General features: G+C 36.6%; 16 protein-coding genes. 12 read left to right on the forward strand and 4 right to left on the reverse strand.

Annotated elements, in window-relative coordinates; genetic code table 11:
* Positions 1 to 69 precede the first annotated feature (69 nt).
* The 7 genes from CRS_RS03845 to CRS_RS03875 all read left to right on the forward strand — a co-directional run bounded on the left by CRS_RS03845 (position 70) and on the right by CRS_RS03875 (position 7,559).
* The gene (locus CRS_RS03845) at positions 70 to 324 is read left to right on the forward strand and encodes a DUF1294 domain-containing protein (RefSeq protein WP_142722774.1); all 255 of its coding nucleotides are present in this window, start codon (positions 70 to 72) and stop codon (positions 322 to 324) included.
* Positions 325 to 435: 111 nt separating this feature from the next.
* The gene (locus tag CRS_RS03850; RefSeq protein WP_142722775.1) at positions 436 to 642 is read left to right on the forward strand and encodes a hypothetical protein; all 207 of its coding nucleotides are present in this window, start codon (positions 436 to 438) and stop codon (positions 640 to 642) included.
* Positions 643 to 777: 135 nt separating this feature from the next.
* A complete protein-coding gene (gene typA / locus CRS_RS03855) occupies positions 778 to 2,583 on the forward strand; it encodes a translational GTPase TypA (RefSeq protein ID WP_142722776.1) in 1,806 nt (601 codons plus the stop codon).
* Positions 2,584 to 2,714: 131 nt separating this feature from the next.
* Positions 2,715 to 4,328: a glycoside hydrolase family 10 protein gene (locus CRS_RS03860; RefSeq protein WP_142722777.1), complete on the forward strand. Its 1,614-nt coding sequence runs from the start codon at positions 2,715 to 2,717 to the stop codon at positions 4,326 to 4,328.
* 244 nt (positions 4,329 to 4,572) lie between these two features.
* Complete coding sequence (locus CRS_RS03865; RefSeq protein WP_142722778.1) at positions 4,573 to 5,124, forward strand: ferritin; 552 nt, start codon at positions 4,573 to 4,575, stop codon at positions 5,122 to 5,124.
* A gap of 180 nt (positions 5,125 to 5,304) precedes the next feature.
* Positions 5,305 to 6,396, forward strand: coding sequence for a redox-regulated ATPase YchF (gene ychF, locus CRS_RS03870; protein WP_142722779.1), 1,092 nt, complete (start codon positions 5,305 to 5,307; stop codon positions 6,394 to 6,396).
* 83 nt (positions 6,397 to 6,479) lie between these two features.
* Complete coding sequence (locus tag CRS_RS03875; RefSeq protein ID WP_142722780.1) at positions 6,480 to 7,559, forward strand: hypothetical protein; 1,080 nt, start codon at positions 6,480 to 6,482, stop codon at positions 7,557 to 7,559.
* 51 nt (positions 7,560 to 7,610) lie between these two features.
* Here CRS_RS03875 and CRS_RS03880 read toward each other — a convergent pair whose 3' ends face one another.
* Together CRS_RS03880 and CRS_RS24330 are read right to left on the reverse strand one after the other, a co-directional pair.
* Positions 7,611 to 7,865, reverse strand: coding sequence for a bacteriocin (locus CRS_RS03880; RefSeq protein WP_142722781.1), 255 nt, complete (start codon positions 7,863 to 7,865; stop codon positions 7,611 to 7,613).
* Between the two features lie 32 nt (positions 7,866 to 7,897).
* Entirely contained in the window at positions 7,898 to 8,056 is a 159-nt protein-coding gene (locus CRS_RS24330; protein WP_172616996.1) for a hypothetical protein, read from the reverse strand.
* A gap of 142 nt (positions 8,057 to 8,198) precedes the next feature.
* On the opposite strand from CRS_RS24330, the gene CRS_RS03885 reads away from it, so the two are divergent.
* Positions 8,199 to 9,137 (forward strand): AraC family transcriptional regulator, encoded by a 939-nt coding sequence (locus CRS_RS03885; protein ID WP_142722782.1) that lies wholly within the window; start codon positions 8,199 to 8,201, stop codon positions 9,135 to 9,137.
* 89 nt (positions 9,138 to 9,226) lie between these two features.
* Positions 9,227 to 9,991, forward strand: coding sequence for an SDR family NAD(P)-dependent oxidoreductase (locus CRS_RS03890; RefSeq protein ID WP_142722783.1), 765 nt, complete (start codon positions 9,227 to 9,229; stop codon positions 9,989 to 9,991).
* Positions 9,992 to 10,079: 88 nt separating this feature from the next.
* Here the strand turns inward: CRS_RS03890 and CRS_RS24335 are convergent, their stop codons facing one another.
* Together CRS_RS24335 and CRS_RS03895 are read right to left on the reverse strand one after the other, a co-directional pair.
* Positions 10,080 to 10,256, reverse strand: a complete 177-nt coding sequence (locus tag CRS_RS24335; RefSeq protein ID WP_172616997.1) for a ComC/BlpC family leader-containing pheromone/bacteriocin — start codon at positions 10,254 to 10,256, stop codon at positions 10,080 to 10,082.
* 161 nt (positions 10,257 to 10,417) lie between these two features.
* Positions 10,418 to 11,566 (reverse strand): methionine aminotransferase, encoded by a 1,149-nt coding sequence (locus CRS_RS03895; protein WP_142722784.1) that lies wholly within the window; start codon positions 11,564 to 11,566, stop codon positions 10,418 to 10,420.
* Between the two features lie 225 nt (positions 11,567 to 11,791).
* Here CRS_RS03895 and CRS_RS03900 point away from each other — a divergent pair, with 225 nt between their 5' ends.
* The 3 genes from CRS_RS03900 to CRS_RS03910 all read left to right on the forward strand — a co-directional run bounded on the left by CRS_RS03900 (position 11,792) and on the right by CRS_RS03910 (position 15,290).
* Complete coding sequence (locus tag CRS_RS03900; RefSeq protein ID WP_142722786.1) at positions 11,792 to 12,331, forward strand: DUF2867 domain-containing protein; 540 nt, start codon at positions 11,792 to 11,794, stop codon at positions 12,329 to 12,331.
* A 468-nt stretch (positions 12,332 to 12,799) separates the two neighbouring features.
* Entirely contained in the window at positions 12,800 to 14,686 is a 1,887-nt protein-coding gene (locus tag CRS_RS03905; RefSeq protein ID WP_142722787.1) for a DNA topoisomerase IV subunit B, read from the forward strand.
* A gap of 127 nt (positions 14,687 to 14,813) precedes the next feature.
* Positions 14,814 to 15,290, forward strand: coding sequence for a hypothetical protein (locus CRS_RS03910; protein WP_142722788.1), 477 nt, complete (start codon positions 14,814 to 14,816; stop codon positions 15,288 to 15,290).
* Positions 15,291 to 15,294 lie beyond the last annotated feature (4 nt).

Genomic DNA, 15,294 nt, shown 5'->3' on the forward strand with positions numbered 1-15,294 from the left:
AAATAATGATTATAAAAGTTTAAACAACCTTATAAATTAAATTTTACTTTTGCAGCAAATTAATTTTGAATGCTACCTTTTCTGTTCATCACAAATCTGATTACATTTGGAGCTTTTGGCTTTGATAAATGGCAGGCCAAAAAACATCAATGGAGAATTTCAGAGAATACTCTTTTAGGAATTTCTCTTCTGGGTGGAATTTTAGGAGCTGCTTCCGGAATGATTATTTTCAATCATAAAGTTTCCAAAAAACCGTTTCTGGTAAAATTTATACTGGTGGTATTGATTGACCTGGTATTGTTTTACCGATTGATGAGGCATTGATATATGCATAACTACCATGTTGTTTTCAAATGTTAAATATTGAAATGAAATAGTTTTTGTTAGGTATTTTTTATAAATTTATCATGCTAATAACAAATACAACAAAACAACATGAGAAATCTTAGAAAAATCTCCAGAACCGAAATGAAATCAGTTCAGGGAGGAATCGTAAAAGGAATGGTAAGATGTAAAGATGCAGACACGTGTGTCGTAAGATGGGGATGGGCCACCGGGTCATCCAGTAACTGTGCGGCATTTGACATCATATGTGGAGAACCGCCTGCAGTAGATCCATGCGAAATACAGGCTTGCGTATAAATAATTTAGAGAGTGCTTTTGGGGCACTCTTTTTTATGGTCTTGTCAATCGTATTTTAAACAAAATATTAAATATTTGGATAACTAAATATTTTTTCATTAAAAATCACTACTTTTGCACCCGTAAAAATCTTTTATGCAAAACATTAGAAATATTGCGATTATCGCACACGTTGACCACGGAAAGACGACTTTGGTTGACAAGATCATTCACGCTACCAACATTTTCAGAGAAAATCAGGAGAGTGGGGAGTTAATTATGGATAATAACGATCTTGAAAGAGAAAGAGGGATCACGATCTTATCCAAGAATATTTCTGTTACTTATAAAGACACAAAAATTAACGTAATTGATACTCCTGGTCACGCCGATTTTGGTGGAGAAGTAGAAAGAGTATTGAAAATGGCTGATGGGGTTATTTTGTTGGTGGATGCGTTTGAAGGACCAATGCCACAAACAAGATTCGTACTTCAGAAAGCTTTAGAATTAGGATTAAGACCATTAGTCGTTATCAATAAAGTAGATAAACCCAACTGCCGTCCAGACGAAGTTCATGATCAGGTATTTGATTTATTCTTCAATCTTGAGGCTACTGAAGAACAGCTGGATTTTCCAACATTCTACGGTTCTTCTAAACAAGGTTGGTTCAACACTTCATTAGAACAAACTGAAGATATTTTACCATTATTAGATGGGATCTTACAATATGTTCCGGCTCCTACTGTAACGGAAGGAAACCTTCAGATGCAGATCACTTCCCTTGATTACTCTTCTTTCTTAGGAAGAATTGCGATCGGAAAAGTGACAAGAGGAGAGATCAAAGAATCCCAGTGGATCGGTCTTGCTCAGGCAGATGGTAAAATAGTAAAAGGAAAAGTAAAAGAACTTTACGTTTTTGAAGGACTGGGAAAGAAAAAAGTAACTGAAGTACAGGCAGGAGACATCTGTGCTGTAGTAGGTTTCGATGCATTCCAGATCGGTGATTCATTCGTAGATCTTGAAAATCCTGAACCATTGGAAAGAACGGCTATCGATGAGCCTACCCTGAACATGACATTCTCTATCAACAATTCACCTTTCTTCGGTAAAGATGGTAAATATGTTACATCTAACCACCTGAAAGAAAGATTAACAAAAGAATTAGAGAAAAACTTAGCCTTAAGAGTTCAGCAGACTGATGATGCTAACACTTTCTTAGTATTCGGTAGAGGTATTCTTCACTTGTCAGTTTTGATCGAAACTATGAGAAGAGAAGGATACGAGATGACCATTGGTCAGCCACAGGTTATCCTGAAAGAAATAGATGGTGTAAGCTGTGAGCCTTACGAATCTTTAGTAGTAGATGTTCCTGAAGAATATGCTTCAAGAGTTATCGACCTGGCTACACAAAGAAAAGGAGATCTTCACATTATGGAAACTAAAGGAGAAATGCAGCACATGGAGTTCGAAATTCCTTCAAGAGGATTGATCGGATTGCGTTCTCAGATGTTGACCGCTACTGCTGGTGAAGCTATCATGGCACACCGTTTCACAGAATACAAGCCTTTCAAAGGAGCTATTCCGGGAAGAAACAACGGAGTACTGATCAGTAAAACTACAGGTCCTGCGACAGAATATTCAATCAACAAACTGCAGGATAGAGGTAAATTCTTCGTTGATCCGGGTGAGGAAATCTACACTGGAATGATCGTTGGAGAACAAAACAAACCTGGAGATCTGGTTGTGAATATCGTGGAAGCAAAACAGTTGAACAACATGCGTGCGGCTGGAAAAGATAAAGATACAGGGGTTGCTCCGAAAATCTTATTCTCACTGGAAGAATGTATGGAATATATTCAGGCTGATGAAGCGATCGAGGTTACTCCGAACTTTATCAGAATGAGAAAGAAAATCCTTTCTGAAGAAGAGAGAAAAAGAGTAGAGAGATCTGCAAAAGCATAATAAAAATTTTATATATAAAATCAAAGCCTCGATTTTCGAGGCTTTTTTTCTATACCAACTCATTAAAATGCTTATTTTGGCATAATAATCTCTGAGAAATAAAAAATAAATTTTAAAGTAGTTTTGTGACTATGAGAATGAATAAATTAAAACTTATCGTTTTATTGGGTGTTTTTGCTTCTTACACCACCTCATGTTCCGTTCAGAACAATGTTGTAAAAACACCTTCCACGAAGAACCCGACAAAACCAACCAACAATACAAACCCACCAAAAGTAAATCCTGTAACGACAAAACCAGTAACAGGAACAGCATCAACTGAAGAAAGTTTCAGGACCAATCTTCCGGAAATCAAAAGAGAATTCCGTGGTGCCTGGATTGCGAGTGTTGCGAATATCAACTGGCCTTCAAGAAACGATCTTACAGTAGAGCAGCAGAAAGCAGAGGCAATCAGTATGCTTGATATGCTCAGGGACAATAATTTTAACGCTGCAATATTCCAGATCAGACCTTCAGCGGACGCTCTCTATACAAGCAATATCGAACCATGGTCTTATTTCCTGACCGGAGAAACAGGAACTGCACCTTCTCCCAACTATGACCCGCTTCAGTTTTGGATTGAAGAAGCTCACAAAAGAGGGTTAGAGCTGCATGTCTGGTTAAATCCATACCGGGCACACCACACCAATGGAGGAGCAGTCAGCAGCCAGTCAATGGTGAATAAGCTGTCCGATATTGTGGTCCGGTTAAAGAACGGAATGTATTGGTTTGATCCGGCCAATCCGAAAACACAGGGACATGTATCAAATATTGTAAAGGATATTGTCAAAAGATATGATATTGATGCCATTCATTTCGATGATTATTTCTATCCGTATGCAGCTTATAATAAAGGTGCGGATTTTCCTGACAATGCAACCTGGAATGCTTATGTAAGCAGTGGAGGTACTTTGTCCAGAGCAGACTGGAGAAGAGATAACGTTAATAAATTTGTAGAACGTATCTATAAGGAAATTCACGCAGAAAAGAATAATGTAAGGTTCGGGATCAGCCCGTTCGGAATCTGGAAACCCGGATATCCTGCAGGAATTGTAGGTTCATCCCAATACGATGAGCTCTATGCCGATGCTAAATTATGGTTAAATAAAGGCTGGGTAGATTATTTTTCCCCACAGCTGTATTGGCCGATTGATTCCAAAGGGCAAAGCTTTGAAGCCCTGTTAAGCTGGTGGCAGTCTGAAAATACCATGAACCGCCACTTATGGCCCGGTCTGAATACTGTTGAGATCAAAGTGTCAGATCGCCCGACAGAAATCAAAAACCAGATTGCCATTTCAAGAAATATCCTGAAAAATGATGCGGGAGAAATTCACTGGAGCATTGCAGGATTGACCAAGAATCCCAACATGCTTCCTGCTTTGAAAAGCGGTCCTTACAGTGAAAAAGCATTAATACCGAAATCACCGTGGATAAAAGCTGTTCCATTACAAGCTCCCACATTGTTTATTGCAGATAACGGAAGTTTTGCCCAGACAGGCTGGAGTACAAAAAATGCTGCTGAAGTTTTCCTTTGGGTACTCTTCACACAATATAACGGAGTATGGCAGACGGAAATTTTAACGCTGGACACCCTTTCAAAAGATATTCCTAAATTCAGAGACGGTAAAAAACTGAATGCTGTAGCTATTAAAGCCATCGACAGGTTAGGAAACGAAAGTGATTATACAGCCAGAAGAATTAAATAGTTGGGCTATGACCTGCTACCCAATATGTCATTGCGAACCTTTTGGTGAGTCAATTTCAATAATAAATTTAAAAACCAGTTCTGGAAAAGAGCTGGTTTTTATTTTAGAATAACTATAAATTATTAATTTAAATTACTGAAAATCAATTGTGTTTTAAAGTGGTTTGTAAATTTTAATATAAAATAATAACCTTATCGGAACTGTTTTTGCATGAGTAATCCCATAATCACCAAAATATAACATTATGAATACTAAAAGACTTTCCGACAACATGGAAAAAGCACTGAGTGATCAGATGAACAAGGAAATTCATGCATCACACGTTTTTTTATCTTATGGAATTTGGGCTGATGATAAAGGATATCAGGGAATTGCCAATTTCCTTTACCGCCATGCTCAGGAAGAAAGAAATCATTCAATCAAATTCATGGAATATATTTTAAACAGAGGAGGAAAACCAAAAGTAGAAGCTATTCCGGCTCCTCCGGCAGATCCTGAAAATCTCACCGCTTGTTTTGACGGGGTTTTTAAACATGAAGTTGACAATACAACCGCTATTTACAGAATTGTAGATCTTTCTATGGAAGAAAAAGACTGGGCAACATGGAATTTTATGCAATGGTTTGTACAGGAGCAGATTGAAGAGGAAACATTAGCTCAGAATCTTATTGATAAACTGAAAATTGCAGGTGGTGACAGAGCCACAGATGAATCTTTATTTACTTTAGATAAAACTTTACAGGAAGCACCGAATGATGTTCCGTTGGCTCAGGAAGCTACAGGAGATAATCCATAAGACGATTCGGTGAAATCCAGCCTTTTCAAAATCTGTCGGAATACCGACAGATTTTTTTATTATGAAACTCACCCAAAAATCACTATCTTTGCACACTCGTAATTCAAGGTTCAGAGTTCAATGTTTAAAGTTGTAGAAACCTTGACTTGCTCCTAAACCTTAAACTTTGAATTTTACAATATGAAATGTGGAATCGTAGGCTTACCGAATGTGGGTAAATCAACTCTTTTTAACTGTCTGAGCAATGCTAAAGCTCAATCAGCAAACTATCCTTTCTGTACTATTGAACCGAACCTTGGAACGGTTTCTGTACCGGACCAGAGATTGTTTGAACTGGAGAAAATCGTAAAACCTGAGAGAGTTTTGCCGGCTGTAGTTGAAATTGTTGATATTGCAGGTCTTGTGAAAGGAGCCAGCAAAGGAGAAGGATTGGGGAACCAGTTCTTAGCCAATATCCGCGAGTGTGAAGCGATCATTCACGTTTTGAGATGTTTTGATAATGGAAACATTGTTCACGTAGAAGGTTCAGTAGATCCGTTAAGAGATAAAGAAATTATTGATATTGAGCTGCAGCTGAAAGACCTTGAAACCGTAGGAAAAGCAGTTGAGAAAGCTAAAAAATTCATTAAATCCGGTAAGAAAGAAGATATCCTTACTTACGAAACACTTCAGAATTTACAGAAATTCCTTGAGGATGGTAAAAATGCAAGAGAATTTGCTGTAGATGATCTTACAAAATCAATTATCGGAGAAGTTCAGTTATTGACCAATAAGCCGGTACTTTACGTTTGTAATGTAGATGAAAACTCCATCAAAAACGGAAATGAGTGGATTGGTAAGATCGAAGAAATGGCTCAGAATGAAGGGGCAGAAGTAGTTGTATTAGCGGCACAGATTGAAGCGGATATCAATGAACTTGAAACGTTTGAAGAAAGAGAAATCTTCCTTGAAGAATTAGGGCTTACAGAACCGGGAGTTAACCGTTTGATCAGAAAAGCTTATGATCTTTTAAAACTTCAGACGTATTTTACTGCCGGAGTGAAAGAAGTAAGAGCATGGACTATCGGACAGGGATGGACTGCTCCACAGGCAGCGGGAGTTATTCATACAGACTTCGAAAAAGGATTTATCCGTGCCGAAGTGATCAAGTATAACGATTATATCAATTACGGGTCGGAAGTAAAAGTAAAAGAAGCCGGAAAACTTTCTGTTGAAGGTAAAGAATATATCGTACAGGATGGTGACATCATGCACTTTAGATTCAATGTATAAGAAAAGTATTAAAGTTAGTTATAAAGAAAAGCGCTTCCATGTATTTGGGAGCGTTTTTTGCATTGGTGTATTAAAATTTAACCATGAAAATCTTTTATTTCGCAAGCCTTATTCTATTTTTCTCATGCGCAAAATCGGCAGAAGAAAACTGTTTTGTAAACCGCAGAGACCAGGTGTTTGAAAGTTATAAGGAACAAAAGCCATTTACAGTAGAACAAATATTAAATGAAAAGCCTGATTATCTGAAAATCATCAGTCTTAAAAAATACAGAAGCTTTAAGAAAGACAGCATCGGTTCCTATACTCACGAAGGATCTGAGAGATATGTAAAAATGGAAAAAAGACTGGAGAATGATTTCAAAGTGTTCAGTGAAAAGTTTTCAGATCAGTTTATGCTTTATTCGTCACAGCAGACAGCTGGTATAATGTATGGCTTGGGACGGAACAGATTGGGATTTTGGTTACTCAAAATCGAACATGATATACCTGAAGCTTATTTTCTTGGACTGAGTTTCAGCCATTACTATATAAATGAAGTTCAGGAAAATCCTATTATAAAAGATGGATTTCTTCAGTTGGAAGGAAGTCTTGTGAAAATCATAAAAGTTGAGGGACTTCCCGGCTATGATGATTATTCAGCAATGGAAGACGGAAAAATGTTTAAGATAAATCTGAAGGATTTGATGAAGGATTCTGACGATGATGGATATAATGACATTTTTGAAAGAAGTTTTGGTCTTAATCCGGAAAATAAGGATACAGATGGCGATGGGATCAATGATTTTGAAGATATGAATCCTATGTTCAGATCTGAAAACAATAAGTTCACACAGCTTTACGAACTTTTGCTGCCGGACTATGGAACTGCGGATATGAAAAGACTGCATTATACATTTCAGGTTTATAAAACTGATTGTAATTATTTTCAAGGGATTAATCCCGAACTTAGGGTTTTGTTCATTCCGGAAAATAAAAACAGACAAACCTATTACACAAGAATGACAGATATAACAGATCAGGGTATTTCGAGGATTCAGAGAAGCGATAAGGATCCTGATACATTTTATATTCATGAATCAGGAAGCAGTTTTACAAATGAGTATGAGGCAGAATATGTAAAAGGAAAATGGATGCTAAAGAATATCGGAGGTACTGTTATTTAGTCATTTAACAATAAAAAAACCGCTTCCTAACAGGAAAGCGGTTTCATTATATTATGACATTGCTGGTTCTAAATTTGGCCAGCATGGTGGCTCTACGCAATTAAATGAAATAACAGAACATACCATTGGTCCGTTTCCTGGCATGCATTCCATTGTTACACCGGGGCGACATTGCCGCTCATAACATGAAGGATGAATTTGTGCGCATCCACCACCACTATGAGTACATATCATTACTCCTCCTTTAATTGTCTTTAACTCTTTTTTATTGAGTTTTTTTCCATTTTTTAAATGTTGATTTTTCATTAATTAGTTTTTATGGTTTAGTTTTTTAGGTCTTACAATTCAATTCCAGGTTGGCATTGTATCTCTGCGCAGGCAAAAGAAATTCTCTTACAGGTAAGATCAGGAAGCAGGCACATTTCCTTTCCGCCGGTAATTACTCTTAATTGTTTTTTGTTTAATTTCTTTCCGATTTGATTGATTTGATTTTTCATTGATTTGATTTTTAATAGGTTAGTTTTAACGAATGTAAGAAAAATAAATGAAGTATATCACGATATATGGAAAAAACATGTTTTAATTGGAAATTTTTAATAGGTATAACTTCGTATATTTGAATTTTACAAATCATCTGATATGGAAAAAATAGCACACACTTCACTGGAAGATTTTTACAAAGAGATGGCTGCCAAACTGGGTAAAGATCTTGACAGTATTTTTCCCAAGGGGCTTCATAAAGACATAGGGCACTTTAATGTTTTCGATATTGCCCAGACACTCGAAAGAGCAAAAGCTACTTCTGAAATGCCTTATAACAGAAGAAAATATTATAAAATAAGCTTTATAAAAGGTAGAAACAGGGCAGAGTATGCAGATAAAGTAATTTCTATAAAAAAGAATGCCTTATTGTTTGCAACGCCTAAAGTTCCTTATCATTGGATCCCTGAAGATCCCAATCAGTCAGGGAGTTTCTGTGTTTTTACAGAAGACTTTTTTATTAAAGATAAATCGTACTACAATCTGGAAGATCTTCCTATTTTTCAGCCCGGAGGAGTACCTGTTTTTGAAATTGATGATGAACTCGCAAAAGAGATTGAGACTCTTTTTGAAAAAATAAAAAAAGAAATTGACTCCGATTATGTGTTTAAATATGATCTGATCAGAAATTATGTACTGGAATTGATTCATTATGGGCAAAAATTGCAGCCAGCATCCAAAATATCAGCATCCAATGAGGCTTCCTTGAGGGTTGTTTCTTTATTTATAGAGTTGTTGGAAAGGCAGTTTCCTATTGAATCCTGGGAACAGAGGCTGCAATTGAAAACGGCTAAGGATTACGCAGACAGGCTTGCGGTTCACGTGAATTATCTGAATAAAAGATTAAAAGAAAGCACTGGAAAGACAACTACTGAACTGATTTCCGACCGCATCGTTCAGGAAGCTAAAATACTTTTAAAACAGACGAGATGGAATGTTTCGGAAATATCTTATGCCCTGGGATTTGAAGAAATTGCCCATTTTTCTAATTTCTTTAAAAGAAAAACAACCTTTACTCCATTGGAATTTCGGTCCTGATTTGAATTTTGCAAATTTCAGATTGATTCAAGCAAACACTTCAGTTCGAAAATATCCCAACTTTGTATCATCAAAATAATCAAAATACAATGAACACAAAAACAAATATTGCACTGGTAACCGGAGGAAACCGTGGATTGGGAAAAAACTCAGCACTTAAAATTGCTCAGAAAGGATTAGATGTTATTATTACGTACAGAAGTAACAAAGAAGAAGCAGAAGCTGTAGTCAATGAAATACAATCATTGGGGCGAAATGCTGTCGCGTTTCAGCTTGATACCAAAGACATAAAAAGTTTCGATGCTTTTGTAAAGGATGTTACCAGCCATTTACAGGAAAACACAGGAAGTACTCATATTGATTATCTTGTCAATAATGCGGGAACAGCTTTATATTCACCGATTACGGAAGTGACGGAAGAACAGCTGGATGATGTAGTAGATATTCACTTTAAAGGAGTCTTTTTTCTCACTCAAAAGCTTTTGCCATTTATTAATGATGGAGGAGGAATTATTAATGTCTCTTCAGGATTAGCAAGATTTGCAACGCCGGGTTCTTCTGTTTACGGATCAATAAAAGCGGGAGTAGAAATGCTGACGAAATATATGGCTAAAGAGCTGGGCGCAAGAAAGATCAAAGCCAATGTTGTGGCTCCGGGGGCTATTGAAACTGATTTTGGAGGTGGAAGAGTGAGAGATAATGAAGAGATTAATGCCATGGTAGCTGGTGCTACAGCCCTGGGCAGAGTCGGTCTTCCTGATGATATCGGTGGAGTCGTAGCCTTCCTGTGCACAGAAGATGCAGGATGGATCAATGGGCAAAGAATCGAAGTTTCCGGGGGAATGTTTTTATAAATATTTTCCAAAAGAACTTAGCGAAAATAGGATCGGCCGGCTCAAAATGAGCCGGCCGATTTTGAATTGGTATAGATATGTTCTAGTATTATCCTACAGGATCAAGAGGTTCAGGGAGCTGGCATTCCTGCTCTGCACAGCCTGGTCCGGTGTATACGCAATATCCGGAAGAATTTGTACATCTAACACTGCCAGAGCCTCCATTGATTGTATGTAATGCATTCCGGTCCAATTTTTTTCCTTTGTTTAATTTTTTGTTTTTCATGAGATCGTTTTTTTGATTTATTCTTTTTTAATTTTTATTCGTGAGAAAGAATTTAATATAAATGAATCATCAACTGCGTCCGGAAGCCCTCAGTTTTTGCACAGAATGATAAATTCGCTATTAAAATATTACAATACGGTTCACCGTGAAGTATTTTTATATTAGATCTTTGATAGGTTTTCTATAGCCTTTTCTAACGTTTCTTTCTTCTTGGCGAAACATAGCCTGATCACATTTTCATTCAGCTTGTTTTTATAAAAAGAAGAAAAAGGAACGCTGGCTACCTTGTGATTAATAGTAAGTTCAGAAGCAAAATCAAAATCATTTTTATCAGAAATTTTATCATATTTTACTGCCTGAAAATAGGTGCCTTCACAATCCAGCAGTTCAAACGAAGTTCCTGCCAGTCCTTTTCTCAGAAAATCTCTTTTTTCCTGAAAGAATTGATTCAGATGAGAATAATGTTCTTCGTTTTTCATGTATTCAGCCAACGCCAGCTGAATAGGGGTATTTACGCAGAATACATTGAATTGATGAACCTTCCTGAATTCATCCGTTAAGTTTTTAGGAGCCGCACAGTAACCTACTTTCCAGCCTGTAACATGGAAAAGTTTTCCAAAAGAAGCTACAAGAAGACTTCTTTCTTTCAACTCAGGATATTTGCAGATGCTTAAATGCTGTTTTCCGTCAAAAACAATATTTTCATACACCTCATCACTCAAAATAAGAATCGAAGTTCCTTTTACGAGTTCAATAAGCTTTTGTATATCATTTTCTTTCAGGATTTTTCCTGAAGGATTATTGGGGTTGTTAAGAATAATCATTCTGGTTTTTTCGCTGACAAGTTTTTTTACAGCAGTCCAGTCGATTTCATAATCCGGAGCTTTCATTTCAAAACGTCTTACAATGCCTCCAAAAAGCTCTACAGTAGGTTCGTAACAGTCATAAGCCGGTTCGAAAATAATCACTTCATCATCTTTCTTAACAAAAGAGGCGATAGCTGTAAAAATAGCCTGAGTTCCACCTGCGGTAACGGTTATTTCTGAATCCGGATGGTAAACTGCCTCATGGCTGTTTTCTATTTTCCGCGCAATTTCTTCCTTCAGACCAATCATTCCTCCAAGAGGCGCATACTGATTGAACCCTTTTTTAATAAAGTGATCCACGTGATTCAATAATTCCGGATCGGGCATAAAATCCGGAAAGCCCTGGGATAGATTGATTGCTTCATTTTCATTGGCAAGCTGAGTCATCTGGCTGAAAATAGTAGTTCCTACATTGGAAAGTTTTGATAAAGGAAGTTGTATCATAAAAACAGTTTTGTTGACCGAATTTAATGAAATATTTAAAACCGTTTGAACTTATGGAAATAAAAAATAGAAAACAGCCGGTTCAGAGCTGCTATTGGAAAATTTCTTTGATGAAGTATGTTAATTCAAAGAATGAAAAATTATTAAACATTTGTTTGAATTTTTCTTTTGGATTGTGGAAAGATCCTTACATTTGTTATACAAATAATCATAAAAGCAATGACGATGAAGATTAAGAAGACAGCGTTTCCTGAAAACTCCATTTTATCCTCAGGAAAAAAAGATTTCGATTATATTGATAGCTTTAAAGGAGAGCTGACAGATACCCATCGGAATATCGATATTTCAGAAATCGGAAAAGCTTTCTTTACAAGCGGACCAAAATGGGGAAAGAAAATGTTTGCTTTCAGAAATAAAGTAGTGGGATTATTCGGGTTAAAGACAGGTTCTGAAACAGAAAAACAGCAAACGGAGAAAGATTTTAAATGTGAAATAGGAGAACACGCAGGAATTTTCACGGTATTTGATAAAACCAGTAATGAAATCATTCTGGGGGAAGATGACAGGCATCTGAATTTCAGGGTTTCTCTTTTAGTTGACAGGAATAAAAAAGATCCGGATAAAAATTTCCTTACCATATCCACTACTGTGAAGTTTCATAACTGGATGGGGATCCTCTATTTCCTGCCCGTCCGACCCTTTCATAAACTGATTGTACCCGCTATGCTGAAAAATATGATTGGCCAGCTGGAAAGCAAAAAATAAAATAGTTACTTCAAAAGAGAAAGTAAGAGTTCTCTCATTAAAGTTGTTTAAATTTTACCCAACCACAAAAGTCACAAAAGGATTCATTTTAAAACACTTGAGTTTACTTAAGTAGAGTTAAAATGATACCGCAGAAAAATTCACACATAAGATGAAAGTCAAAGAATTTCACAAAACTTAAGGGATGTGTTACAGATAAGGCTTGGTGATGAAAAACTTAAGTGTTTAAAAACTTTCGTGTCTGAAATAATGAATTTAAAAGTTTAAACAACCTCATTTTAAAGATATTCGTGAAAATTTTAATCATTAAAATAAATTTTACCTGCTTTTGTATACCAGCAAATTTAAAAGGCTTAAAATTCTATAGCTGCTCTTCTCACCGTACAATAAAAGTTAGGAAAAAATGATTTTTAAAATTCGGATAATTTTGGACAATTTTGTACTTTTGTATGTTTGCTGAAATCATATATGTCACAAGAAATAAATCCAACCTATTCCGAAGATAATATCAGAACCCTCGATTGGCAGGAACACATCCGTCTGCGCCCCGGCATGTATATCGGGAAGCTGGGTGATGGTTCTTCCGCTGACGATGGTATTTATATCCTTTTAAAAGAAATCCTTGATAACTCTATTGATGAGTTCAGGATGCGGGCCGGAAAAAGAATTGAAATAAAGCTGGACGACGGCAAAGTTACCATTCGTGACTTTGGGCGTGGGATTCCATTGGGGAAAGTCGTTGACGCCGTTTCAAAAATGAATACCGGTGGTAAATACGATAGTAAGGCGTTTAAAAAATCTGTAGGATTGAACGGAGTCGGTACCAAAGCCGTAAATGCTCTTTCTGACTACTTCAGAGTCCGTTCTTTCCGTGATGGGAAAATGAAAGCTGCTGAATTCTCCCGCGGAATGATCAAAGAAAATTTTGATGAGAAAGAGACTTCAGACAGAAACGGTACTGAAATTTCCTTTATTCCTGATGGAGAAATCTTCCTTCATTTCAAGTACAGAAAAGAGTATATCGAAAGAATGCTCCGTAATTATGCTTATCTGAATCCGGGACTAAAAATTCTTTTCAACGGGGAAACATATTATTCTGAAAACGGTCTTAAAGACCTTTTAGAAGAGGAGCTGGAAAGTGATATCCTTTATCCGATCGTTCATCTGAAGGATGATGATATTGAGGTGGCCATTACCCATTCAGACAAATCGCAGACAGAGACCTATTTCTCTTTTGTGAACGGACAGAATACAACACAGGGTGGAACGCACCTTAATGCATTCCGTGAGGCATACGTGAAAACGGTTCGTGAATTTTTCAATAAAAGCTTTGATGCTTCTGATATCAGGAAATCGATTATTGCAGCGATTTCAATCAACGTAGAAGAGCCGGTATTCGAATCCCAGACCAAAACAAAATTAGGATCCAATGATATGGGACCTAACGGGCCTACTGTAAGAACATTTATTATAGATTTCCTAAAGAGCAAACTGGACAATTTCTTACACAAGAATCCGGAAATAGCAGAAGCGATCCAGAGAAAAATATTAATTTCCGAAAGAGAAAGAAAAGAACTTTCCGGAATCCAGAAATTAGCAAGAGAAAGAGCAAAAAAGGTCTCTCTTCACAATAAAAAACTTCGTGACTGCAGACAGCATTATAACGATCAGAAAGCCGAAAGGAAAGGAGATACCCAGATTTTCATTACCGAGGGAGATTCTGCATCCGGATCTATTACAAAATCAAGGGATGTCGAAACGCAGGCCGTATTTTCACTGAAAGGTAAACCGCTGAACTGTTATGGTCTTACCAAGAAAGTGGTCTATGAAAACGAAGAGTTTAACCTTCTCCAGGCCGCTTTGAATATTGAAGAAAGTCTTGAAGACCTGAGATACAATCAGGTAATTATCGCTACTGATGCCGATGTGGATGGGATGCACATCCGCTTGCTGATGATTACTTTCTTTCTGCAGTTCTTTCCGGATCTCATTAAAAACGGACACCTTTATATCCTTCAGACTCCACTGTTCAGAGTAAGGAATAAAAAAGAAACAAGATACTGTTATACAGAAGCAGAAAGGGTAAAAGCACTGAATGAGCTGGGGAAGAATCCTGAAATTACACGATTCAAAGGACTTGGAGAGATTTCACCGGATGAGTTTAAACATTTTATCGGAAAAGATATCCGCTTAGAGCCTGTTGTGGTTGGGAAAGACCAAACCATAGATCAGCTTCTGGAGTTTTATATGGGGAAAAACACACCCGACAGACAGACGTTCATTCTTGAAAACCTTGTTGTAGAAGATGATACAGATATTGATAAAAAAGAAATTCTAAATGAAGTAGAAAACTAGGAATTTTATAGGAGAACTTAGAACCAGAGCTCTGTTAGTGAATACAAAACAGATATATTGATAAAAAACACATTTTGGATGAAGTAAGAATTATAAGAATTATAAAACTTACACAACCAAAAAATCAATGAGACTAAGTAACCGTAATAAAGTATCTATTTATAACTCGCTAAGTACTATCCTTTTTATGATGATGGTATTTGGAGTCATTGTTTTTGCTGCTAATGAGTACAGATTCAATGCGTTAGGAAATGAAAGCTATTTGCTGATCATTGTTCCTTTTCTGTTGCTGCTTATCTTTTATACTTGCGGGCGGCAGATTTTTGAATATGACAGTGATGGTGAGGCGCTGAACTTTAAGAACAGGAATATCATTCCTTTTTTAGACAAACCTCTTCATGATGAGTTTCCGAAATATAAGCTTATAAAATATGATATAATCAGTATTTTATTTATCAAAAGATTATACATTACTGTTTCAAGTAAGAATAATGGTTCCACTATACTTAAGTACCAGATTTCTTATCTGAGCAAAAAAGAAATAAACGATTTAAAACTCTCTCTGAATAAAGTAGTGAAAGCTAATAAGGAGAAAAAAGATTAAAAAC

Source organism: Chryseobacterium sp. ON_d1 (assembly GCF_006829085.1).
Taxonomy (GTDB): Bacteria; Bacteroidota; Bacteroidia; order Flavobacteriales; family Weeksellaceae; genus Chryseobacterium.

Excerpts from the sequence above, each read along its gene's own strand:
- CRS_RS03845 (WP_142722774.1), top strand. The coding sequence starts at position 70 with ATGCTACCTTTTCTGTTCATCACAAATCTGATTACATTTGGAGCTTTT.
- CRS_RS03850 (WP_142722775.1), top strand. The coding sequence starts at position 436 with ATGAGAAATCTTAGAAAAATCTCCAGAACCGAAATGAAATCAGTTCAG.
- typA (WP_142722776.1), top strand. The coding sequence starts at position 778 with ATGCAAAACATTAGAAATATTGCGATTATCGCACACGTTGACCACGGA.
- CRS_RS03860 (WP_142722777.1), top strand. The coding sequence starts at position 2,715 with ATGAGAATGAATAAATTAAAACTTATCGTTTTATTGGGTGTTTTTGCT.
- CRS_RS03865 (WP_142722778.1), top strand. The coding sequence starts at position 4,573 with ATGAATACTAAAAGACTTTCCGACAACATGGAAAAAGCACTGAGTGAT.
- ychF (WP_142722779.1), top strand. The coding sequence starts at position 5,305 with ATGAAATGTGGAATCGTAGGCTTACCGAATGTGGGTAAATCAACTCTT.
- CRS_RS03875 (WP_142722780.1), top strand. The coding sequence starts at position 6,480 with ATGAAAATCTTTTATTTCGCAAGCCTTATTCTATTTTTCTCATGCGCA.
- CRS_RS03880 (WP_142722781.1), bottom strand. The coding sequence starts at position 7,865 with ATGAAAAATCAACATTTAAAAAATGGAAAAAAACTCAATAAAAAAGAG.
- CRS_RS24330 (WP_172616996.1), bottom strand. The coding sequence starts at position 8,056 with ATGAAAAATCAAATCAATCAAATCGGAAAGAAATTAAACAAAAAACAA.
- CRS_RS03885 (WP_142722782.1), top strand. The coding sequence starts at position 8,199 with ATGGAAAAAATAGCACACACTTCACTGGAAGATTTTTACAAAGAGATG.
- CRS_RS03890 (WP_142722783.1), top strand. The coding sequence starts at position 9,227 with ATGAACACAAAAACAAATATTGCACTGGTAACCGGAGGAAACCGTGGA.
- CRS_RS24335 (WP_172616997.1), bottom strand. The coding sequence starts at position 10,256 with ATGAAAAACAAAAAATTAAACAAAGGAAAAAAATTGGACCGGAATGCA.
- CRS_RS03895 (WP_142722784.1), bottom strand. The coding sequence starts at position 11,566 with ATGATACAACTTCCTTTATCAAAACTTTCCAATGTAGGAACTACTATT.
- CRS_RS03900 (WP_142722786.1), top strand. The coding sequence starts at position 11,792 with ATGAAGATTAAGAAGACAGCGTTTCCTGAAAACTCCATTTTATCCTCA.
- CRS_RS03905 (WP_142722787.1), top strand. The coding sequence starts at position 12,800 with ATGTCACAAGAAATAAATCCAACCTATTCCGAAGATAATATCAGAACC.
- CRS_RS03910 (WP_142722788.1), top strand. The coding sequence starts at position 14,814 with ATGAGACTAAGTAACCGTAATAAAGTATCTATTTATAACTCGCTAAGT.